Origin of the sequence: Flavobacterium agricola (assembly GCF_025919725.1) — a bacterium.
Taxonomy (GTDB): domain Bacteria; phylum Bacteroidota; class Bacteroidia; order Flavobacteriales; family Flavobacteriaceae; genus Flavobacterium; species Flavobacterium agricola.
The window spans coordinates 1,650,415-1,673,877 of sequence record NZ_CP081495.1 but is presented as its reverse complement, the minus strand read 5'-3'; the positions used below and the strand labels follow the sequence as shown (position 1 = coordinate 1,673,877).

Genomic DNA, 23,463 nt, shown 5'->3' with positions numbered 1-23,463 from the left:
GCGCAGTTATTCAATAGGAATAGCATATATTACATTTTCTCCCCAAGCCTGAGAAGCTAAATCATTCAACCTAATAGTTGTTGGACTTGGAGATGTTGAGTTGTCTTTAAAATCTTCTTTTTTTGCCCATAAATAATAGGTTTTTTCTTCATTAGATGTATTTCTAATTAAAACACTACCATCGATTAATCCGTAAACACTGGGTCCAATTAAAGAACCTGACATTTCTTTTGCAGAATCTAAAATATAATCGGCAGAATAATCCGGATTTTCTGTGCTGTCTGAAAAGTAAGCCGTAACAAAAATACTTTGATTGTAATTTAATGTTCCGGAGTTGTTTAAAAGAAGAATGGTTTTTATTAAATAACCGCCTGGCTTTAAGGTAATTTTGGCACTGGTATATTTTGCCGCAATTCCTTCTAAATATAAACCAGTTCTACTTGGAGGAAGTTCGCCAGTGTAAAACTTTAAGCTAAAAGGAGAAGTCCAACGTGAATCCCCATCCGCGTTAGAAACCAATATTTTACCTTCGCCTTGCGAATAATGTTCTAAGCGCATGGTTCCGTTTATGTCAAGCGGAGCCTTAGGATTCGGATTGTTAATCCCGATTCCTTCTTGAGCAAATAAATAGCAACTATTTATGAACAAAAATGTAAGTATAAGTTTCTTTTTCATAGTATTTGGGGGCTTAAGAAAACCTATTTTACTTCAATCATAAAATAAAATGAAAAGTTACATCAATATTTTTATAATAACTAAAATTGTAGCTATATTTAACATGAAAATCCAAAGATTTATTTTAACTTTAATGAAAATGTAACAAAACGTTATTAATCATCCCAAATTCATGTCTAATAAAATCCGTTTTTTTCAACGTTATTTTTTTATAATCGATTTGCTCAATCGCCGTAAGCTAAACGTGCAAGAATTGGTAGATCAGATTGCTGAAAATTTTAAAGATTATAGTTCAAGCTATTCAAGCAGAACTTTATCTCGTGATTTGTCAGATATAAAAGAAATTTTCGGGTTCGAAATTTCTTTTAATCGTTCGGGCAAATATTACGAAATAGAAAAAGGCTTTCATGATGATGAAGATCAGAAAAAACATAAGTTGTTAGAATCCTTGCAACTTTTTCAATTAGCAAGCAATCACAACCAATACAAAGATATTTTAGTTTTTGAGCAACGTAAGTTTGAAGGTTTTCATTACATAGCCGATATTTTAACTGCTATTCGCGATTCTAAAATTATAACATTCAACTACCAAAAGTTTAATGAAGAGGTTTCTAGCACTCGTACAGTACGTCCGTTAGCCATTCGCGAGCATAATTCACGTTGGTACATGGTTGCAGAAGAAGTTGCTGATGCAGAAAAAACAAGAAAAAGTTTCGGTTTAGACCGAATTATCGGCCCAATTGTTTGTACAGATGCTACTTTTGAATATCCAACCGATTTTGACATTAAAACCCATTTAGATCATGTTTTTGGATTGGGCGATGGATCCTCTCAAAACATAGAAAAAGTACAATTGTTGTTCAATCCCATTACAGCAAAATATATTAAAACTTTACCTTTACATAAATCACAACAAGAAATTGTAAATACAAAATACAAAGACGGCGTTTTAATGGAATATCAATTGGTAATCAACCGCGAATTGGTTCACGAAATTGTAAAATTGGGCGCAGAAGTTAAGGTCATTCAGCCAACAAGTTTAAAAAACAAAGTGAAAGAAGTTTTACAAAATGCTTTAAAGCAATATCAATAAAATTGAACTCGGTTATTTTACCGAGTTTTTTTATTCTTTTTCCATTTCTTGCAATAAAAAAATAAAGATCCGCATTATAAAGTTTTAGCCAAAACTGATGAAAGAAGATTTTTTGCATTACATCTGGAAGTTTAAATTGCTTGATGCAACCAATTTAAAAACGACAACAAACGTTCCTGTTGAAGTCCTGAATTTCGGAACTTTTACCGGCAACCAAGGCCCCGATTTTTTTAATGCTTTGCTTAAAATTGATGGACAAATTTGGGCCGGAAATATAGAAATGCACCTCAAATCTTCAGATTGGTACGCGCATCAACACCAAAACGATACAAATTATAACAATGTTATTTTACATGTAGTTTGGGAACATGATGTTGATGTTTTTTACCCCGATAACAAACCCATTCCGGTTCTGGTTTTGCAACAATATGTTGCACCGCAGTTGCTCGAAAAATATAATACCATAAAACAGTCCGTTTCCTTTATTCCGTGTCAAAATCAAATTCATACTGTGCCCAATCATATTTGGACGTTTTATAAAGAACGTTTGTTTTTTGAACGATTAGAAGATAAAGCAACCGGATTGCAACATTACATTACAATTTCGCAATCCAATTGGGAGCACGTGTTGTTTATTGCCCTTTGTAAAGGTTTTGGCCTAAATACCAATAAAGATGCGTTTGAGCAAATGGCGCTGCGTATTCCTTTTTCTGTATTTTTAAAAGTACGACAAAATAGCTTGGAGCTAGAAGCTTTGTTTTTTGGAATGTTAAATTTGCTTACCGAAAACCCTGCATCAGCTTACGAAGCTGAACTTGTTAAAACATTTACATATTTAAAACATAAATATAAATTAACTCCTTTATCTTTTGCTCCAAGTTTTTATAAGCACCGTCCAGATAATTTTCCTACCATCCGAATTTCTCAATTAGCGCATTTGTTTGCCCAACATCAACATTTGTTTGATGCTGTATTATCTGCGCAATCGGCTGCAGATTATGAGCAAGTTTTTATCACAAAAACATCACCTTTTTGGGAAACCCATTATACGTTTCAATCCGAAAGCAAACACAAAATAAAACCTACAACTAAACCATTTGTTCAACTTTTGTTGATTAATATCATAATTCCTTTGCTTTATTCTTATAATAAAAATATAAATAAAGATAATATTGAAGATTTAATGCATTTAATGAATTTTTTACCTCCAGAAAATAACAATACAATAAAAAATTTTAATATATTGCATATCAAGGCACAATCGGCGTTCGATTCGCAAGTTTTATTACAACTTAAAAATAAGTACTGCGATGCTTTTCAATGTTTACATTGTGCTGTTGGTAAATTTTTAATTTCATGATGAAAATTGTAGCCCGTATGAGGCATTATTTTGAGAAAAACGGATTTGCTGTATGTACGCGTTTTGCCGAACGTTTGGGCATGCGTGTAGCAACGGTGCGTTTGTTTTTTGTTTACATGTCGTTTTTTACTTTAGGTCTTGGTTTTGCTTTTTACTTAACCTTGGCTTTTGTATTGCGATTAAAAGATTTGGTTTACGCCAAACGTTCGTCTGTTTTTGATTTATAAGATTCATGAAAAGGCCTAAGCAATATCTCTTTCAATTTTCTAAAAAACAACGAAAAGGAATTTTTGCTTTGGCTATTTTGGTACTATGCGTGCAAGGATCTATCTTTTTGTATGTAAAATTTCAAGCTAAAGAAAAATATGAATTATCTGATCAAGATAAAGCTTGGCTTAATCAACAAATAATTTTAGATAGCATTCAAACGTCTGATTCGGTAAATAGTCAAACTATATATCCGTTTAATCCTAATTTTTTAACCGATTTTAAAGGTTATCAATTGGGCATGTCGGTTGCAGAAATAGATCGGTTATTTGCTTTTCGGGCAAAAAATAAATTCGTGAATTCGGCTTCAGAATTTCAGCAGGTAACTCAAATATCAGATTCGTTGTTGCAGGTTTTAAGCCCATATTTTAAATTTCCTGCTTGGACGCAGCAAAATCAATCCAAAACAAATTGCATTCGCGCAACAAATACTGTTCGTGAAAATGTGAAACAAACGGTTCAAAAAACAGAATTAAATAAAGCAACTTTAACTGATTTACAAAAAGTTGTTGGCATTGGCCCGGTTTTATCGCAACGCATTATTAGTGATCGACAAAAAATGCAGGCTTTTGTAGCTTGGGAGCAAGTGCAAGAAATTTATGGTTTATCGGCCGATGTTGTTGTTGCCTTGCAAAAACATTTCGAAATTTCAGATTGGTCCAACATTGCTAAAATTGACATTAACGAAGCAGATATACAAACAATTAGTCAAGTTCCGTACATCAATTACAATATGGCCAAACAAATTGTAATTTATCGTAGCAAATTTGGCGATTTTAAAAGCATGCAAGATTTGGTTGCTGTGCCTAATTTTCCGAAAGAAAAAGCAGTAATCATTCAGCATTACATTACTTTTAATTAAAACAAACAAAAACTAGAATACTTTATGAATTTTGAAACGAATGAAACTCAGAGCATGATTGCGCAAGCAATTCGTGAATTTGCAGAAAGAGAAATTCGACCATTTATGATGGATTGGGATGAAAATCAAACCTTTCCTGTTGAATTGTTTAAAAAATTAGGACAAATGGGTTATATGGGGGTTTTAGTACCGCATGAACTTGGTGGTTCTGGTTTAGGTTATCACGAATATATTACGGTTGTAGAAGAAATTTCTAAGGTTGATTCATCAATCGGACTTTCAGTTGCAGCGCATAATTCGTTGTGTACCAATCATATTTTAACTTTTGGAACTGAAGAACAAAAACAAAAATGGATTCCGAAACTTGCAACTGCCGAATGGATTGGTGCTTGGGGGTTAACAGAACATAATACCGGTTCTGACGCTGGAGGCATGGCAACAACAGCGGTTAAAGACGGAGATGAATGGATAATTAATGGCGCTAAAAACTTTATTACGCATGCCATTTCTGGCGATGTTGCTGTGGTAATTGTTAGAACTGGTGAAAAAGGAGATTCGCACGGCATGACTGCTTTTGTTGTTGAAAAAGGAACCAAAGGATTTAGTTCTGGTAAAAAAGAAAACAAGTTGGGTATGCGTGCTTCAGAAACTGCAGAACTAATTTTTGATAATTGCCGTATTCCTGATGCAAATCGTTTAGGTAAGGTTGGCGAAGGTTTTATTCAAGCCATGAAAATTTTAGACGGAGGACGTATTTCAATCGGTGCTTTATCTTTAGGAATTGCTAAAGGAGCTTACGAGGCTGCTTTAAAATATTCTAAAGAGCGAGTGCAATTTGGTAAACCAATTTCTGAGTTTCAAGCTATCGGTTTTAAGTTGGCTGATATGGCAACCGAAATTGAAGCTTCTGAATTATTACTACATAAAGCGGCATATTTAAAAAATACCAATAAACCGGTAACTAAAATAGGAGCTATGGCAAAAATGTATGCATCAGAAGCTTGTGTAAAAATATCTTCCGAAGCTATTCAAATTCATGGAGGTTATGGTTATACTAAGGATTTTCCAGTAGAAAAGTTCTATCGCGATTCGAAATTGTGTACCATTGGTGAAGGAACTACCGAGATACAAAAACTTGTTATTTCCAGAAATATATTAAAAGCATAATATTCTTTATACTTATTAAAATATTTAATTGTTTATATTCGTTACTACAGAGTAAAAGCTACAAGTTAGACAATATTAATTTTAACCTATTCAAATAAAACATGGCATTACATTCAGTTAACAAACCTAAAAAAGATCAGTTCCCTGATGCGTATTCAGGACGTATTAGTTTACAGGATGGTTCTGTGTATAAAATTCCAGAAGTATCAAATGATCCTAAATCCGTAAAAGATTTAATTTTAGATGAGTTGTTGTTAGACGGAAACGCAAAACAAAATTTATCAACCTTTTGTCAAACATCTTTAGATGATCAAATTCATGAAATCATGGATAAAAGCCTTGACAAAAACATGATTGATAAAGATGAATATCCACAAACGGCAGAAATTGAAAATCGTTGCGTGAATATGTTAGCTGATTTATGGCATGCACCAGAAAGTGAAAGCACGATAGGTTGTTCCACAACCGGATCTAGTGAAGCAGCTATGTTAGGTGGTTTAGCTTTAAAATGGAAATGGAGAGAAAAACGACAAAAAGAAGGTAAGCCTACAGATAAACCAAACATTATTACAGGTCCTGTTCAAATATGTTGGCATAAATTTGCACGTTATTTTGATGTAGAAATTCGCGAAATTCCGATGGAACATGGCAGATTATTAATGTCTCCAGAAGAAGTTTTAAAACGTGTAGACGAAAATACCATTGGTGTTGTTCCAACATTAGGGGTAACTTTTACCTTGCAATACGAAAACGTAAAAGCTGTAAGCGATGCGTTAGATAAATTACAAAAAGATACCGGATTAGATATTCCAATTCACGTAGATGGTGCAAGCGGTGGGTTTTTAGCACCATTTATTCATCAAGATGTTGTGTGGGATTTTAAATTACCACGTGTAAAATCAATCAATACCTCAGGACATAAATTTGGATTGTCACCTTTAGGTGTGGGATGGATTGTTTGGAGAACAAAAGAAGATTTACCAGAAGATTTAGTTTTTAATGTAAATTATTTGGGTGGTAACATGCCAACGTTCGCATTAAACTTTTCTAGACCAGGCGGACAAATTATTTCTCAATATTATAATTTTTTACGTTTAGGCCGCGAAGGTTACACAGCTATTCAGCAAGCTTGTTCAGATCACGGACAATATATTGCGCAAGAAATTGCTAAAATAGGATTGTTTGATATTCTTTACGACGGTAAAGGCGGTGTTCCTGGTGCGGCTTGGGTACTTAAAGAAGGAGTAAATCCTGGGTTTAACCTTTTTGATTTATCTGATAGAATGCGTATGCGCGGCTGGAATATTGCTTCGTACTCATTACCATCAAATTGTGAAGATATGGTTATTCAACGTGTTTTGGTTCGCCATGGATTTAGTCATGATATGGCAACTTTAATGCTAGAAGATTTAAAGCGTTGTATTGAATTCTTTAAAAAACACCCTGTTGCATCATCTTCAGATGCAGATGATTCAGCAACATTTCAACATTAAAAAATACAAGAGTCATATTTATTTTTGACTCTTTTTTTTGTTTTTTAGTATAAAATCATGTTTTTCTAAAAAAAAACTCCTATCTTTGCAATCCAAATGAGAGGAGGTGTATGAAAACATGTTAATTATTCCTATTAAAGACGGTGAAAACATCGACAGAGCGTTAAAACGTTACAAACGTAAATTTGACAAAACTGGAACTGTTCGTCAATTAAGAGCGCGTCAACAATTTGATAAGCCTTCTGTTTTAAACAGAGCGAAAAGACAAAAAGCGCAATACATTCAAGGATTAAAAGATGCTCTAGAAGCATAATTATTTTTGATATATAATATTACCGTTAAGCACAAGTTGTTAACTTTGTGTTTAACGGTTTTTTGTTTTTACATGAATACATTTATTCAAGCATTTGTTGCTTATTTAGAAAAAGAAAAAAAATATGCATCACATACTGTGGTTGCGTATCAAAACGACGTGTTGTTTTTTGAGCGGTTTTTAAATGAAGCTGATGCATCTGATGAGCTGGTTGAGGTTACTTATCCGATAATCCGTACTTGGATTGTTCATTTAGTAGATCAAGGTATTTCTAATCTAAGTATTAACAGAAAAATTGCTTCGTTAAAAGCTTTTTATAAATTTTTAATTAAATGTAAGGTTATACAAACGTCGCCCTTGGTAGCACATAAGGCGCTAAAAACACCAAAAAAAATTCAGGTTCCTTTTTCTGAAAAAGAAATGCAATCGGTACAAGATTTTGAAGTTATTGAATCTGATATTTCTGCTGTACGAGATCGTTTAATAATTGAAATGCTTTATACAACCGGTATGCGTAAATCTGAATTGATAATGCTAAAAAATTCAGATTTTGACGCGGAGCAAAAAACAATAAAAGTTTTAGGGAAACGTAATAAGGAACGAATACTGCCGGTCTTGCCTTCAACCATATATTGGATTGGTTTGTATAGAAATCACTTAAAAAATTGTGGGGTAGTTATTGAGGCAGATAAGCAATTAATCTTATCTAATTCTTTAAATAAATTGAGTCAATCATTTGTTTATAGATTAATTAATTCGTATTTTAGTAATGTATCAGAGAAGGTGAAAAAAAGTCCTCATGTGTTACGTCACAGCTTTGCAACGCACTTGTTAGACCAAGGAGCTGATTTAAATTCGGTTAAAGAATTATTAGGGCATAGTAGTTTGGCAGCAACTCAAATTTATACGCATAGCAGTTTAAGTGAACTTAAAAACGTGTATAAAAAAGCGCATCCAAGAAATATAAAATAAGTTTAACCCAAATACTTAATATATGAAAGTAAATATCCAAGCAGTAAATTTCAATGTTGACAGAAAGTTAGTTGATTTTATAAATGAAAGGGTTTCTAAGCTAGAAAAATTCTACGACAAGCTCATTACGGTTGATGTATTTTTAAAAGTTGAAAATACTTCAGAAAAAGATAATAAATGTGTGGATATTAAATTAGGAATTCCTGGAGAAGACTTAGTAGTAAAAAAACAATTTCGTACCTTTGAAGAAGGGGTGGATTCGGCTTCAGATTCGTTAGAAAGGTTACTGATCAAGAAAAAAGAAAAAACTAGAGCATAATTTTTATGTTTTCAGTAAAAAAAAAAAAAAAATCTTTTTATTGATAAATAAATTATATACATTTGCAGTCCGTTAGAAATAGCGGACTGTTCATTTTGATGCCGATATAGCTCAGTTGGCTAGAGCAGCTGATTTGTAATCAGCAGGTCGTGGGTTCGAGTCCCTCTATCGGCTCTAAGGTGTTTTAAGTACTTTAAAATATTGTAATTTCATAACGGGGAGATACTCAAGCGGCCAACGAGGGCAGACTGTAAATCTGCTGACTATGTCTTCGCAGGTTCGAATCCTGCTCTCCCCACAATTAAATTTTTTATAAGCCGGCGTAGCTCAGGGGTAGAGTGCTTCCTTGGTAAGGAAGAGGTCACGGGTTCAAATCCCGTCGTTGGCTCATAGAGTTAATTAAATTTGAACACTAATTATATAACTAAGATTAAATTATTAAATCATGGCAAAAGAAACCTTTGATCGTTCGAAACCCCATTTAAATATTGGTACTATCGGACACGTTGACCACGGTAAAACAACAACTACTGCTGCTATTACTAAAGTATTAGCTGATGCAGGTTTATCTGAAGCGCGTTCATTCGATTCTATCGACAATGCTCCAGAAGAAAAAGAGCGTGGTATTACAATTAACACTTCTCACGTTGAGTACTCAACTGCTAACCGTCACTATGCTCACGTTGACTGTCCAGGTCACGCGGATTACGTGAAAAACATGGTTACTGGTGCTGCTCAAATGGATGGTGCTATTTTAGTATGTGCTGCTACAGACGGGCCAATGCCTCAAACTCGTGAGCACATCTTATTAGGTCGTCAAGTAGGTATTCCTCGTATCGTTGTTTTCTTAAACAAAGTTGATATGGTTGATGACGAAGAGTTGTTAGAATTAGTAGAAATGGAAGTTCGTGATTTATTATCATTCTATGATTATGATGGTGATAACGGACCAGTAGTTAAAGGTTCTGCTTTAGGAGCTTTAAACGGTGAGCCAAAATGGGTTGATTCTGTAATGGAATTAATGGCTGCTGTTGATGCTTGGATTGAAGAGCCAGTACGTGATACTGACAAACCATTCTTAATGCCAGTTGAAGACGTGTTTACAATTACAGGACGTGGTACTGTTGCTACAGGTCGTATTGAAACAGGTGTTGCTAATACAGGTGATCCAGTTGAAATTATCGGTATGGGTGCAGATAAATTAACTTCTACAATTACAGGGGTTGAGATGTTCCGTAAAATCTTAGACCGTGGAGAAGCTGGTGATAACGTAGGTTTATTATTACGTGGTATTGATAAAACTGATATCCGTCGTGGTATGGTTATTGTTAAACCAGGATCTGTTAAACCACACTCTAAATTTAAAGCTGAGGTTTATATCCTTAAAAAAGAAGAAGGTGGACGTCACACTCCATTCCATAACAACTACCGTCCTCAATTCTACGTTCGTACAACTGACGTAACTGGTACTATTCAATTACCAGAAGGAACTGAAATGGTTATGCCTGGAGATAACTTAACTATTACTGTTGAATTATTATCGCCAATCGCATTGTCGGTAGGTTTACGTTTCGCTATCCGTGAGGGTGGTCGTACAGTAGGTGCTGGTCAGGTAACTGAAATCTTAGACTAATTTATTAGTTTTTATAAAAAATCGGTAGTATATTTGCTGCCGATTTATACGGGTGTAGTTCAAGGGTAGAATAGCGGTCTCCAAAACCGTTGATGGGGGTTCGAATCCCTCCACCCGTGCAAGTAAAAATATAATCATATGACCAAAGTTTTTAACTATATAACAGATGCATTTGTTGAGCTTAAAACAAATGTTACTTGGCCTACCAGTGGCGAGGTGCAAAAATATACTATTATAGTAGCTATTTTTTCAATTTTGTTATCACTTGCAACCTGGGGTGTAGACACTGTTTTTGAAAAAGCTTTAAGTGTCTTTTTTAATTGGTTAAAAGGATAAGTAATATGAGTGAAAATACTGTAAGAAAATGGTATATAGTTCGTGCAGTTAGCGGTCAAGAAAATAAAGTTAAAAACTTTATTGAAACAGAAATTAGCCGTTTAGGAATGCAGGATTATGTATCTCAGGTTTTAGTGCCTGTAGAGAAAGTTCCTCACGAGGATAAAAACGGAAAAAAAACACTGAAAGATCGTATTTCATTCCCAGGGTATGTTGTGGTTGAAGCGAATCTTACTGGAGAAATTCCTCACATCATTAAGTCGATAGCTGGTGTTATTGGTTTTTTAGGTGAAACTAGAGGGGGGGATCCAGTTCCTTTAAGACAATCTGAGATTAATCGTATTTTAGGTATGGTTGACGAAGCGTCTGTAACAGAGGTTCATGTTAATATTCCATTTAATGTAGGTGAGAATGTAAAAGTTTCTGATGGGCCTTTTAATGGTTTTTCTGGTACTATCGAAAAAATCAACGAAGAGAAACGTAAACTTGAGGTTATGGTTAAGATTTTTGGCCGTAAAACACCTTTAGAATTAAGTTTTACTCAAGTTGAAAGAATGTAATAATTAATTAATAATTATATAAACATCAATCGCTTCCAATTGAAAGATGTTAAATTTTAGAAACAATGGCAAAAGAAATTAGTAAAGTAGTTAAACTACAAGTTAAGGGAGGTGCTGCGAATCCATCGCCACCGGTTGGACCTGCTTTGGGGGCTGCTGGGGTTAATATCATGGAGTTCTGTAAGCAATTTAATGCTAGAACACAAGATAAACCTGGCAAAGTGTTACCAGTGCAAATTACTGTGTACAAAGACAAATCATTTGAATTTGTTGTTAAAACTCCACCTGCTGCTATTCAATTATTAGAGGCAGCTAAAGCTAAGTCAGGTTCTGGTCAACCAAACCGTAAAAAAGTAGCAAATGTTACTTGGGATCAAGTTAGAGCTATTGCTGAAGACAAAATGCCAGACTTAAACGCTTTCGAAATTGAGAAAGCTATGAGTATGGTAGCTGGTACAGCTAGATCTATGGGTATTGCAGTAACAGGAGATGCTCCTTTTCAAAAGTAAACAGAATTAAGACATGGCAAAGTTAACAAAAAAGCAAAAAGAGGCTGTTTCGAAAATTGAGAAGAATAAATTATACTCTTTAAAAGATGCATCTGCATTAATTAAAGAAGTTGCTTCTGCAAAATTCGACGAGTCTGTTGATATCGCTGTTAGATTAGGAGTTGATCCTCGTAAAGCGAATCAAATGGTTAGAGGTGTAGTAACATTACCTCACGGAACTGGTAAGGATGTAAGAGTATTAGCGTTAGTTACTCCAGATAAAGAAGCTGAAGCTAAAGAAGCTGGTGCTGACTATGTTGGTTTAGACGAGTACTTACAAAAAATAAAAGATGGTTGGACTGATGTTGATGTTATCATTACTATGCCAGCTGTTATGGGTAAATTAGGTCCATTAGGTCGTATTTTAGGACCACGTGGTTTAATGCCAAACCCTAAAACAGGAACTGTAACTATGGAAGTAGGTAAAGCGGTTCAAGAAGTTAAGGCTGGTAAAATCGACTTCAAAGTTGATAAAACTGGTATCGTACACGCAGGTATTGGAAAAGTATCTTTTGATGCTGACAAAATCCAAGAAAATGCTTACGAAATCATCCAAACATTAATCAAATTAAAACCAACTGCAGCTAAAGGTACTTATATTAAGTCAATTCATATTTCAAGTACTATGAGTCCTGCAATTGCTTTAGATCCTAAAGCAGTATAATTGGTAGTTAAAAATTTTTAGTATGACTAGAGAACAGAAATCAATCGCGATTGAAGGTTTAACTGCACAGTTAGAAGGAGTAAACATTGTTTACTTAGCTGATATTTCAGGACTAAATGCAGATACTACTTCAAACTTAAGAAGAGCTTGTTTTAAAGCTGGTATCCAATTAGAAGTTGTTAAAAATACTTTATTAGCGCAAGCTATGGAGCGTTCTACATTAAACTTCGGTGAATTACCAGAAACTTTAAAAGGAAATACTGCAATTATGATTGCTGATGTAGCTAACGCTCCAGCAAAAGTAATTAAATCTTTCCGTGCAAAATCTGATAAACCACTTTTAAAAGGTGCTTACATTAATGAAGAAATTTATGTTGGTGACAACTTATTAGATTCATTAGCATCTCTTAAATCTAAAGAAGAAGTTATTGGAGAAATCATTGGATTACTTCAATCACCAGCACAAAGAGTTATTTCTGCTCTTAAAAACCAATTCGAAGGAGAAGAGGTTGCTGAATAATAGAACGCACTTTATAAATTATATTTTTACAAAATCATTTTAAAAGATAGAAAAATGGCAGATTTAAAACAATTCGCAGAACAATTAGTTAACTTAACAGTTAAAGAAGTTAATGAATTAGCAACTATATTAAAAGACGAATACGGAATTGAACCAGCAGCAGCAGCAGTTGTTGTAGCAGCAGGTGGAGAAGCAGCAGCTGAAGAGCAAACTGAATTCACTGTAGTATTAAAAGAAGCTGGAGCATCTAAATTAGCTGTAGTTAAAGCTGTTAAAGAATTAACAGGTTTAGGATTAAAAGAAGCTAAAGATTTAGTAGATTCAACTCCTGCTAACGTTAAAGAAGGTATCTCTAAAGACGAGGCTGAAGGTCTTAAAAAATCTTTAGAAGAAGCTGGTGCTGTAGTTGAGCTTAAATAATATAAACAATTGTTTATAATATAGGTTTAGGCCATGAGATTGCTCTCATGCGCCTAAACCATTTTTGCGTATAATATAATTGTACGTTACTTTATATTTTTTTAATCAAAATTTGTCCATTGATGTTAGCAAATCAGACTGAAAGATTAAATTTCGCCTCGACGAAAAACATCCCTGTGTATCCTGATTTTTTAGATATTCAGATTAAGTCTTTTAAAGATTTTTTCCAGTTGGAAACAAAATCTGAAGATAGGGGTAAAGAAGGTCTTTATAATACCTTTATGGAGAACTTTCCAATTAATGATACAAGAAACCAATTCGTATTAGAATTTCTTGATTATTTTATTGACCCGCCTAGTTATTCCATTGAAGAGTGTATTGAAAGAGGCTTAACTTATAGCGTAATTTTAAAAGCTCGTTTAAAATTATATTGTACTGACCCAGAGCACGAGGATTTTGAAACTATTGTACAAGATGTATTTTTAGGATCTATTCCTTACATGACTCCAAGCGGTACCTTCGTAATTAACGGAGCTGAACGCGTTGTAGTTTCTCAGTTACACCGTTCACCTGGTGTTTTCTTTGGACAATCATTCCACGCGAATGGTACAAAATTATACTCAGCTCGTGTAATTCCTTTTAAAGGATCTTGGATTGAGTTCGCTACCGATATCAATAGTGTAATGTACGCGTATATCGATAGAAAGAAAAAGTTACCTGTAACTACGTTATTCCGTGCTATCGGATTTGAACGTGATAAAGATATTTTAGAGATTTTTGACCTTGCAGAAGAAATCAAAGTTTCTAAAACAGGAATTAAAAAATACATTGGACGTCGTTTAGCTGCTCGTGTTTTAAATACATGGCACGAGGACTTTGTGGATGAAGATACTGGAGAGGTAGTATCTATTGAGCGTAATGAGATTATCTTAGACCGTGATACGGTTTTAGATAAAGATAATGTAGAGGAAATTATCGATGCAAATGTAAAAACCATTCTTTTACATAAAGAGGATAACAACCAAGCAGATTACACTATTATCCACAATACCTTACAAAAAGACCCAACAAACTCAGAAAAAGAAGCTGTAGAGCACATCTACCGTCAGTTGCGTAATGCTGAACCGCCTGATGAGGAAACTGCTCGTGGCATTATAGATAAATTATTCTTTTCTGACCAACGTTATTCATTAGGTGATGTAGGTCGTTATAGAATAAATCAAAAGCTTGGTTTAAACATTGAAATGGATAAGCAAGTTTTAACGAAAGAAGATATTATCACTATCGTTAAATACTTAATCGAATTAGTTAACTCTAAAGCAGAGATTGACGATATCGACCACTTATCTAACCGTCGTGTAAGAACTGTTGGTGAACAACTTTCTGCACAATTTGGTGTTGGTTTAGCACGTATGGCTCGTACAATCAAAGATCGTATGAACGTTCGTGATAACGAGGTATTCACACCGATTGATTTAATTAACGCAAAGTCATTATCTGCAGTAATTAACTCTTTCTTTGGTACCAACCAACTTTCTCAGTTCATGGACCAAACAAACCCATTAGCTGAAATTACGCACAAACGTCGTTTATCTGCATTAGGACCTGGAGGTTTATCTAGAGAACGTGCTGGTTTCGAAGTTCGTGACGTTCACTATACACATTACGGACGTTTATGTCCTATTGAAACTCCAGAAGGACCAAACATTGGGTTAATCTCTTCACTTTCAGTTTACTCTAAAGTGAACAAAATGGGATTCATTGAAACTCCTTACCGTAAAGTTGTTGACGGAGTTATTGATATTGTTAATGATCCAGTTTACTTATCTGCTGAAGAAGAAGAAGGTAAATTAATCGCACAAGCAAATATTGGTGTAGCTGCAGACGGAACAATTACTGACGAAAAAGTAATTGCAAAACAAGATGCAGACTTCCCGGTAATCGAACCGAAAGAATTAGATTTCGTGGACGTAGCACCAAACCAAATTGCATCTATTTCTGCATCATTAATTCCGTTCTTAGAGCACGATGACGCCAACCGTGCCTTAATGGGATCGAACATGATGCGTCAGGCAGTACCTTTATTACGTCCAGAATCTCCAATTGTAGGTACTGGATTAGAAAAACAAGTGGCTACTGATTCTCGTGTTTTAATTAATGCTGAAGGAACAGGTGAAGTTGTTTATGTTGATGCAACTAAAATTACTATTCGTTACGATCGTACAGAACGTGAACGTGCAGTAAGTTTTGATACAGACGAGAAATCGTACAACCTAATTAAATTCCGTAAAACGAATCAAAGTACTTCAATCAACTTAAAACCTATTGTTAGAAAAGGTGATAAAGTGGTTAAAGGTCAAGTTTTATGTGAAGGTTATGCAACTCAAAACGGTGAATTAGCTCTAGGACGTAACATGCAAGTTGCATTTATGCCATGGAAAGGATACAACTTTGAGGATGCAATTGTAATTTCTGAAAAAGTTGTTAGTGAAGATATTTTTACATCTATTCACATTGACGATTATACATTAGAAGTTCGTGATACTAAATTAGGACCAGAAGAATTAACGAACGATATTCCAAATATTTCTGAAGAAGCTACTAAAGATTTAGATGAAAACGGAATGATTCGTATTGGTGCTGAAGTAAAACCTGGTGATATTTTAATTGGTAAAATTACTCCTAAAGGAGAATCAGATCCAACACCAGAAGAAAAATTACTTCGCGCAATTTTTGGTGACAAAGCTGGTGATGTAAAAGATGCATCATTAAAAGCAACACCATCGTTAAGAGGGGTAGTTTTAGATAAAAAATTATTCCAAAAAGCGAACAAAGACAAACGCAAACGTGGCGGAAAAGACAAGGAAGAAATTGCTGAACTTGAAGCTCGTTTTGAAGTTAAATTTGTTCAATTAAAAGATGAATTAGTAGAAAAGCTATTTACTATCGTTAACGGTAAAACATCTCAAGGTGTATTTAACGATGTAGGTGAAGAAATTTTACCAAAAGGTAAAAAATACACGCAAAAAATGCTACACGCTGTAGAAGATTTTGCACATTTAACTAAAGGTCAGTGGACAACAGATGAAGAAACCAACGCAATGGTTACCGATTTGATTCACAACTACAAAATTAGATTAAATGACTACAAAGGTGAATTACGTAGAGAAAAAGTAACTATTTCTATTGGTGACGAATTACCATCAGGAGTTTTAAAACTTGCTAAAGTTTACATTGCTAAAAAACGTAAATTAAAAGTAGGTGATAAAATGGCTGGACGTCACGGTAACAAAGGTATTGTTGCGAAAATTGTTCGTGCTGAAGATATGCCATTCCTTGAAGACGGAACACCGGTTGATATCGTGTTAAATCCACTTGGAGTACCATCTCGTATGAACATTGGACAAATCTATGAAACCGTTTTAGGTTGGGCAGGTAAAAAATTAGGTACAAAATATGCAACACCAATTTTTGATGGTGCATCTTTAGACCAAATTAATGCCTTAACTGACGAAGCAGGTGTGCCACGTTTTGGACATACGTACTTATATGACGGAGGTACTGGTGACCGTTTCCACCAAAAAGCAACAGTGGGTGTTATTTACATGTTAAAACTTGGACACATGGTTGATGACAAAATGCACGCACGTTCTATTGGTCCTTACTCATTAATTACGCAACAACCATTAGGAGGTAAAGCTTTATTTGGAGGTCAGCGTTTTGGAGAGATGGAGGTTTGGGCTTTAGAAGCTTATGGAGCATCAAGCACATTAAGAGAAATCTTGACTGTTAAATCGGATGACGTAATTGGTAGAGCTAAAACTTACGAAGCTATCGTAAAAGGTGAAGCTATGCCAGAACCTGGATTACCTGAATCATTCAATGTATTAATGCATGAATTAAAAGGATTAGGTTTAGACATCAGATTAGAAGAATAATAATTTTTACATTTAAGGGAATCAATCCCGATTGATTCCCTTATTTCAAAATATTTTAACAATCGATAATACGATTATCATGAGTAAAAATAAAGATAAAAGTACCGTAAAAAGGTTTAACAAGATTTCTATAGGTCTTGCTTCTCCAGAATCTATTTTGGCTGAGTCAAGAGGTGAGGTGTTAAAACCAGAAACTATTAATTATCGTACACACAAACCTGAACGTGATGGTCTTTTCTGTGAAAGAATTTTCGGTCCTGTAAAAGATTACGAATGTGCTTGTGGTAAATATAAAAGAATTCGCTACAAAGGAATCGTTTGTGACCGTTGTGGTGTTGAAGTTACCGAGAAAAAAGTTCGTCGTGACCGTGTAGGGCACATCAACTTAGTGGTGCCAATTGCACACATTTGGTACTTCCGTTCTTTACCAAACAAAATTGGTTACGTTTTAGGCTTACCATCTAAAAAATTAGATATGATTATTTACTACGAACGTTACGTAGTAATTCAACCAGGTAATGCTGTAAATGCAGAAGGTGAACCAGTTAAAAAATTAGATTTCCTTACTGAAGAAGAATATTTAAATATTCTTGATTCATTACCAATGGAAAATCAATATTTAGATGATAACGATCCAAATAAATTCATCGCTAAAATGGGTGCTGAATGTATTATGGATTTATTAGCGCGTACGGATTTAGCAACTTTATCTGCTGATTTACGTTATGCTGCGAATAACGAAACATCTAAACAACGTAAAACTGAAGCTTTAAAGCGTTTACAAGTTGTTGAAGCTTTCCGTGAATCAAACAAAAACAGAGAAAACCGTCCTGAATGGATGATTTTAAAAGTAATTTCGGTTATTCCACCAGAATTACGTCCGTTAGTTCCGTTAGATGGTGGTCGTTTTGCAACTTCAGATTTAAATGATTTATACCGTCGTGTTATTATTCGTAACAACCGTTTAAAACGTTTAGTTGAAATTAAAGCGCCAGAAGTAATTTTACGTAATGAAAAACGTATGTTACAAGAAGCGGTAGATTCACTATTCGATAACACACGTAAAGCATCTGCTGTTAAAACAGAATCTAACAGACCATTAAAATCGTTATCAGATTCGTTAAAAGGTAAACAAGGGCGTTTCCGTCAAAACTTACTTGGTAAACGTGTAGATTATTCTGCGCGTTCGGTAATTGTTGTTGGACCTGAATTAAAATTATACGAATGTGGTCTTCCAAAAGATATGGCTGCTGAACTTTACAAACCATTCGTAATTCGTAAATTAATTGAGCGTGGTATTGTAAAAACTGTTAAGTCTGCTAAAAAGATTATAGATAAAAAAGAGCCAGTTGTTTGGGATATTTTAGAAAATGTAATTAAAGGTCACCCAGTTTTATTAAACCGTGCTCCTACGTTACACCGTTTAGGTATCCAAGCATTCCAGCCTAAGTTAATTGAAGGTAAAGCAATCCGTTTACACCCATTAGTGTGTACTGCGTTCAACGCCGATTTCGACGGTGACCAGATGGCGGTTCACTTACCTTTAGGACCAGAAGCTATTTTAGAAGCGCAATTATTAATGTTAGCTTCTCACAATATCTTAAACCCTGCAAATGGTGCGCCTATTACTGTACCATCTCAGGATATGGTTCTTGGTCTTTACTACATGACTAAAGAAAGAAAATCTACTCCAGAACATCCAATTCTAGGTGAAGGTCAAATTTTCTATTCGGTAGAAGAAGTTCATATTGCTATTAACGAAGGTAAATTAGATCTTAACGCAGGTGTTAAAGTACGTGCTAAAGATTTTAATGAAAATGGTGAATTAGTATACAAAATTATTTCTACTACAGCTGGTCGTATTTTATTTAACGAAGTAGTTCCAGAAGCAGCAGGATTTATTAACGAGGTTTTAAATAAAAAATCGTTACGTGATATTATTTCAAGCATATTAGCTAAAACTGATGTACCAACTACGGCTCAGTTCTTAGACGATATTAAAAACATGGGATATGGTTACGCGTTTAAAGGTGGATTATCTTTCTCTTTAGGTGATATCAAAATTCCAGAACAAAAACCAGCTTTAATTGCTGATGCTAACGCTCAGGTTGATGTAATTTCTATGAACTATAACATGGGGCTTATTACCAACAACGAACGTTACAACCAAGTAATTGACGTTTGGACATCAACAAACGCCATGTTAACAGAAGCGGCGATGCGTAATATCCGTGAAGACCAACAAGGATTCAACTCAGTATTTATGATGCTTGATTCTGGTGCTCGTGGATCTAAAGAGCAGATTCGTCAGTTAACAGGTATGCGTGGATTAATGGCTAAACCTAAGAAAACTGCTGCAGGAGGTGGTGAAATTATTGAAAACCCAATTTTATCTAACTTTAAAGAAGGTTTATCAATTCTTGAATACTTTATCTCTACGCACGGTGCTCGTAAAGGTCTTGCCGATACGGCTCTTAAAACTGCCGATGCTGGTTATTTAACTCGTCGTTTACATGATGTTGCTCAAGATGTTATTGTTAACATTGAAGATTGTGGTACTTTACGTGGTATCGAAATCGAAGCACTTAAGAAAAATGATGAAGTTATTGAATCATTAGGTGAAAGAGTTTTAGGACGTGTAGCATTATTAGATGTTGTTAACCCATTAACTGGTGATGTAATTGTTGCTGAAGGGCAATTAATTACTGAAGCCATTGCAAAACAAATCAACGAATCTCCTGTTGAAAATATGGAGGTGCGTTCACCACTAACTTGTGAAGCTAAAAAAGGTATTTGTGTTAAATGTTACGGACGTAACTTAGCAACAAATAACATTGCGCAACGTGGTGATGCTGTTGGTGTAGTTGCTGCACAATCTATTGGTGAACCTGGTACTCAGTTAACGCTTCGTACATTCCACGTTGGTGGGGTTGCAGGAGGTATTTCTGAAGAATCAAGCTTACTAACTAAATTTGCAGGACGTTTAGAAATCGAAGATTTAAAAACAGTTAAAGGTGAAGATACAGAAGGTAACGTTGTAGATATCGTTGTTTCTCGTTCTACAGAATATAAATTAGTAGATACAACAACTGGTATTGTTTTAAATACGCATAACATTCCTTACGGTTCATCAATCTTTGTAAAAGATGGTGATGTTGTAGAAAAAGGAGCTGTTATTTGTAAATGGGACCCATATAACGGGGTTATCATTGCAGAAACAGATGGTAAAATTGCTTATGAAGATTTAGAGCAAGGACAAACGTTCCAAGTTGAGATTGACGAACAAACAGGTTTTACAGAAAAAGTTATTTCTGAAGCACGTAATAAAAAGTTAGTTCCAACTTTATTAATGTATTCTAAAGACGGCGAATTAATTCGTTCATACAACTTACCAGTAGGTTCTCACTTAATGGTTAACGATGGAGAAAAAATTAAATCAGGTAAAATTTTAGTTAAAATTCCACGCCGTTCATCTAAAGCAAGTGATATTACAGGAGGTTTACCACGTATTACAGAGTTATTAGAGGCTCGTAACCCGTCAAACCCAGCTGTAGTTTCAGAAATCGATGGTGTAGTTTCATTCGGTAAAATTAAACGTGGTAACCGTGAAATCATTGTGGAATCTAAATTCGGTGAGATTAAAAAATACTTAGTAAAATTATCTAACCAAATTTTAGTTCAAGAAAATGACTTCGTTAAAGCGGGATCACCATTATCAGACGGAGCAATTACTCCTGAAGATATTTTAAGAATTAAAGGACCATCTGCGGTACAACAATATTTAGTAAACGAAATTCAAGAAGTTTATCGCCTACAAGGGGTAAAAATTTCTGACAAGCACTTTGAGGTAGTTATTCGTCAAATGATGCGTAAAGTTAGAATTGAAGATCCAGGAGATACGCTTTTATTAGAAGAGCAATTAGTTCATACTCATGATTTTATTCTTGAAAATGACAAATTGTATGGAATGAAGTTTATTGAAGATGCAGGAGATTCTGAAAACTTAAAAGCAGGTCAGATTATTTCTGCTCGCGAATTAAGAGATGAGAATTCATTGCTAAAACGTAACGATCAAAACTTAGTAATTGCTCGTGATGTAGTTCCTGCAACTGCAACACCAATATTACAAGGTATTACAAGAGCATCGTTACAAACTAAGTCATTCATTTCTGCAGCATCGTTCCAGGAAACAACTAAAGTATTAAACGAAGCAGCTGTAGCTGGTAAAGTTGATAGCTTAGAAGGATTAAAAGAAAACGTTATTGTTGGACATAGAATTCCTGCCGGAACTGGTTTAAGAGATTATGACGATACCATTGTTGGATCTAAAGAAGAATACAACGAGTTAATTGCAAACAAAGAAAGTTTTAACTTTTAATAAAACAATACATGAGTGATGTAACGCAAAACAATCAAATCAGTATTGAGTTGGATGAAAAAACAGCCGATGGCACTTACGCAAATTTGGTAGTTATAAACCATTCAAATTCTGAATTTGTTTTCGATTTTGTGAATATTATGCCTGGGGCACCTAAGGCTAAAGTGAAGTCCAGAATTATTTTGGCTCCACAGCATGCTCAACGATTGTTAACTGCATTAACAGATAATATTCAAAAATATGAAAGCATTAACGGACCTATTAAAGAAGGCGGAGTAACAAACGTTTCTCCTTACAATTTAGGACCATCTGGAGATGCTTAAAATACAAAAGCCCTTACTTTTAAGTAAGGGCTTTTTTTATTTGTAATTAGTACATTTTTTTGATCAGATTATTACTAAAAAGGTATGTTAAAATGTTCTTTAAATTCTTTCTTTTGCGCTAAAAATGTACTATATTGTGGTGTTTAATTGCGAAGGCGTATTAAATTCAGACATCTTAACGATTTGTTCATTTAAAATTATATTAAATATTTTAAAATGAAAATTCAAATTTGTAAATTCGCAATCAGCAATATAAAATTCACAATTAATCCTATAGTAAATCATGTCAAAAACAGCAATACTAGAATTAGAGGGCGTTAAGTACGAATTTCCTGTTACAGTTGGTACTGAGAATGAAGTAGCCATTAATATCGAAAAACTACGTGCACAAACAGGTGCAATTACCTTAGATCCGGGGTATAAAAATTCGGGTTCTTGTGAAAGTGCAATTACATTTTTAGATGGTGAACAAGGAATCTTACGTTACAGAGGTTATTCTATTGAAGAATTAGCTGAAAAAGCATGTTTCTTAGAAGTAGCTTATTTAATTATTTTTGGTGAGTTACCTAAAAAAGCTGAATTAGAGAAATTTGAAAACGATATTCGCAAACATACATTAGTTAATGAAGAAATGAAAAGCATCATTGATGGTTTTCCTAAAAATGCACACCCAATGGGCGTATTATCATCATTAACTTGTGCGTTAACTGCATTTAACCCTGGGGTTGTTAATGTAGATAACGAAGAGAAAATGTACGAAGCTATTTGCAAAATTATGGGTAAATTCTTAGTTATTGCAACTTGGACTTACAGAAAAGCAAAAGGATATCCGTTAAATTACTACGACAATACAAAACCATATGTTGAGAACTTTTTACGTTTAATGTTTGAGTTACCAACAGAACCTTATAAAATTAACAAAACCGTTTTAAACGCAATTGATAAATTATTTATTTTACATGCTGATCACGAACAAAACTGTTCTACATCAACAGTAAGAATGGTAGGTTCATCTCACGCTGGTTTATTTGCATCTATTTCTGCAGGTGTTTCTGCATTATGGGGGCCATTACATGGTGGTGCAAATCAAGCAGTTTTAGAAATGTTAGAAGAAATCCAAAAAGACGGTGGAGATTCAGACAAATTCTTAGCTAAAGCTAAAGATAAAAATGATCCATTCCGTTTAATGGGATTCGGACACCGTGTGTACAAAAACTTTGATCCACGTGCTCGTATCATTAAAAAAGCAGCTGATGAAGTTTTAGCAGAATTAGGCGTTAACGATCCAATTTTATCTATTGCTAAATCATTAGAAGAAAAAGCTTTAAAAGACGAATATTTCGTATCTCGTAACTTATATCCAAACGTAGATTTCTATTCTGGTATTATTTACCGTGCATTAGGGATTCCAACTGAAATGTTTACAGTAATGTTTGCAATTGGACGTTTACCAGGATGGGTTGCACAATGGAAAGAAATGCGCGTTAACAATGAACCAATTGGTCGTCCACGTCAAGTTTACGTTGGTGAACCTTTACGTTCATTTGTTGAAATGGATAAACGATAATCAATTCAAACTAAAAAAACCTCGATAAACATCGAGGTTTTTTTATGCCTTTTTA

21 protein-coding genes and 4 tRNA genes are annotated in these 23,463 nt (G+C 34.5%); 24 read left to right on the top strand and 1 reads right to left on the bottom strand.

Going from position 1 to position 23,463, the window contains the following annotated elements:
* Positions 1-6: 6 nt before the first annotated feature.
* Entirely contained in the window at positions 7-675 is a 669-nt protein-coding gene (locus tag K5I29_RS08375; RefSeq protein WP_264432408.1) for a hypothetical protein, read from the bottom strand.
* 172 nt (positions 676-847) lie between these two features.
* Between K5I29_RS08375 and K5I29_RS08370 the strand changes: the two genes are divergently transcribed.
* The 24 genes from K5I29_RS08370 (at position 848) to K5I29_RS08255 (ending at position 23,408) form a co-directional block, all read left to right on the top strand.
* Positions 848-1,768, top strand: a complete 921-nt coding sequence (locus K5I29_RS08370) for a helix-turn-helix transcriptional regulator (protein WP_264432406.1) — start codon at positions 848-850, stop codon at positions 1,766-1,768.
* 97 nt (positions 1,769-1,865) lie between these two features.
* Positions 1,866-3,128 carry a DUF2851 family protein gene (locus K5I29_RS08365; RefSeq protein ID WP_264432404.1) on the top strand — a complete coding sequence of 421 codons (1,263 nt, stop codon included), beginning with the start codon at positions 1,866-1,868 and terminating at the stop codon, positions 3,126-3,128.
* Complete coding sequence (locus K5I29_RS08360; protein ID WP_264432402.1) at positions 3,125-3,355, top strand: PspC domain-containing protein; 231 nt, start codon at positions 3,125-3,127, stop codon at positions 3,353-3,355. The genes K5I29_RS08365 and K5I29_RS08360 overlap by 4 nt, the downstream gene beginning before the upstream one ends.
* A gap of 5 nt (positions 3,356-3,360) precedes the next feature.
* Positions 3,361-4,257 carry a ComEA family DNA-binding protein gene (locus K5I29_RS08355; protein WP_264432400.1) on the top strand — a complete coding sequence of 299 codons (897 nt, stop codon included), beginning with the start codon at positions 3,361-3,363 and terminating at the stop codon, positions 4,255-4,257.
* 24 nt (positions 4,258-4,281) lie between these two features.
* Positions 4,282-5,424: an acyl-CoA dehydrogenase family protein gene (locus tag K5I29_RS08350; RefSeq protein ID WP_264432399.1), complete on the top strand. Its 1,143-nt coding sequence runs from the start codon at positions 4,282-4,284 to the stop codon at positions 5,422-5,424.
* A gap of 101 nt (positions 5,425-5,525) precedes the next feature.
* The gene (locus tag K5I29_RS08345) at positions 5,526-6,917 is read left to right on the top strand and encodes a glutamate decarboxylase (protein WP_264432397.1); all 1,392 of its coding nucleotides are present in this window, start codon (positions 5,526-5,528) and stop codon (positions 6,915-6,917) included.
* A gap of 118 nt (positions 6,918-7,035) precedes the next feature.
* Entirely contained in the window at positions 7,036-7,230 is a 195-nt protein-coding gene (gene rpsU / locus K5I29_RS08340) for a 30S ribosomal protein S21 (RefSeq protein WP_264432395.1), read from the top strand.
* Positions 7,231-7,302: 72 nt separating this feature from the next.
* Positions 7,303-8,202 (top strand): tyrosine-type recombinase/integrase, encoded by a 900-nt coding sequence (locus tag K5I29_RS08335; RefSeq protein WP_264432393.1) that lies wholly within the window; start codon positions 7,303-7,305, stop codon positions 8,200-8,202.
* 22 nt (positions 8,203-8,224) lie between these two features.
* On the top strand, positions 8,225-8,521 hold the full coding sequence (hpf, locus tag K5I29_RS08330; RefSeq protein ID WP_264432391.1) for a ribosome hibernation-promoting factor, HPF/YfiA family: 297 nt from the start codon (positions 8,225-8,227) through the stop codon (positions 8,519-8,521).
* A gap of 100 nt (positions 8,522-8,621) precedes the next feature.
* Positions 8,622-8,695 (top strand) — tRNA-Thr (locus K5I29_RS08325).
* 42 nt (positions 8,696-8,737) lie between these two features.
* Positions 8,738-8,819 (top strand) — tRNA-Tyr (locus tag K5I29_RS08320).
* Between the two features lie 18 nt (positions 8,820-8,837).
* A tRNA-Thr gene (locus K5I29_RS08315) sits at positions 8,838-8,909 on the top strand.
* A gap of 57 nt (positions 8,910-8,966) precedes the next feature.
* Positions 8,967-10,154, top strand: coding sequence for an elongation factor Tu (gene tuf / locus K5I29_RS08310; protein WP_264432389.1), 1,188 nt, complete (start codon positions 8,967-8,969; stop codon positions 10,152-10,154).
* Between the two features lie 48 nt (positions 10,155-10,202).
* Positions 10,203-10,273: transfer RNA gene (locus K5I29_RS08305), tRNA-Trp, on the top strand.
* 19 nt (positions 10,274-10,292) lie between these two features.
* Entirely contained in the window at positions 10,293-10,490 is a 198-nt protein-coding gene (gene secE / locus K5I29_RS08300; protein WP_264432387.1) for a preprotein translocase subunit SecE, read from the top strand.
* A gap of 5 nt (positions 10,491-10,495) precedes the next feature.
* Positions 10,496-11,050 carry a transcription termination/antitermination protein NusG gene (nusG, locus tag K5I29_RS08295; RefSeq protein ID WP_264432386.1) on the top strand — a complete coding sequence of 185 codons (555 nt, stop codon included), beginning with the start codon at positions 10,496-10,498 and terminating at the stop codon, positions 11,048-11,050.
* Positions 11,051-11,115: 65 nt separating this feature from the next.
* Positions 11,116-11,559: a 50S ribosomal protein L11 gene (gene rplK / locus K5I29_RS08290; protein ID WP_264432384.1), complete on the top strand. Its 444-nt coding sequence runs from the start codon at positions 11,116-11,118 to the stop codon at positions 11,557-11,559.
* Between the two features lie 13 nt (positions 11,560-11,572).
* The gene (rplA, locus tag K5I29_RS08285) at positions 11,573-12,262 is read left to right on the top strand and encodes a 50S ribosomal protein L1 (RefSeq protein ID WP_264432381.1); all 690 of its coding nucleotides are present in this window, start codon (positions 11,573-11,575) and stop codon (positions 12,260-12,262) included.
* 22 nt (positions 12,263-12,284) lie between these two features.
* Positions 12,285-12,782, top strand: coding sequence for a 50S ribosomal protein L10 (gene rplJ / locus K5I29_RS08280; RefSeq protein ID WP_264432379.1), 498 nt, complete (start codon positions 12,285-12,287; stop codon positions 12,780-12,782).
* Between the two features lie 54 nt (positions 12,783-12,836).
* Positions 12,837-13,202 carry a 50S ribosomal protein L7/L12 gene (rplL, locus tag K5I29_RS08275; RefSeq protein ID WP_264432377.1) on the top strand — a complete coding sequence of 122 codons (366 nt, stop codon included), beginning with the start codon at positions 12,837-12,839 and terminating at the stop codon, positions 13,200-13,202.
* A 122-nt stretch (positions 13,203-13,324) separates the two neighbouring features.
* On the top strand, positions 13,325-17,140 hold the full coding sequence (gene rpoB / locus K5I29_RS08270; protein ID WP_264432375.1) for a DNA-directed RNA polymerase subunit beta: 3,816 nt from the start codon (positions 13,325-13,327) through the stop codon (positions 17,138-17,140).
* 79 nt (positions 17,141-17,219) lie between these two features.
* A complete protein-coding gene (rpoC, locus tag K5I29_RS08265; RefSeq protein WP_264432372.1) occupies positions 17,220-21,518 on the top strand; it encodes a DNA-directed RNA polymerase subunit beta' in 4,299 nt (1,432 codons plus the stop codon).
* Positions 21,519-21,529: 11 nt separating this feature from the next.
* Complete coding sequence (locus K5I29_RS08260; protein WP_264432370.1) at positions 21,530-21,841, top strand: DUF3467 domain-containing protein; 312 nt, start codon at positions 21,530-21,532, stop codon at positions 21,839-21,841.
* Positions 21,842-22,124: 283 nt separating this feature from the next.
* Entirely contained in the window at positions 22,125-23,408 is a 1,284-nt protein-coding gene (locus tag K5I29_RS08255; RefSeq protein WP_264432368.1) for a citrate synthase, read from the top strand.
* Positions 23,409-23,463 lie beyond the last annotated feature (55 nt).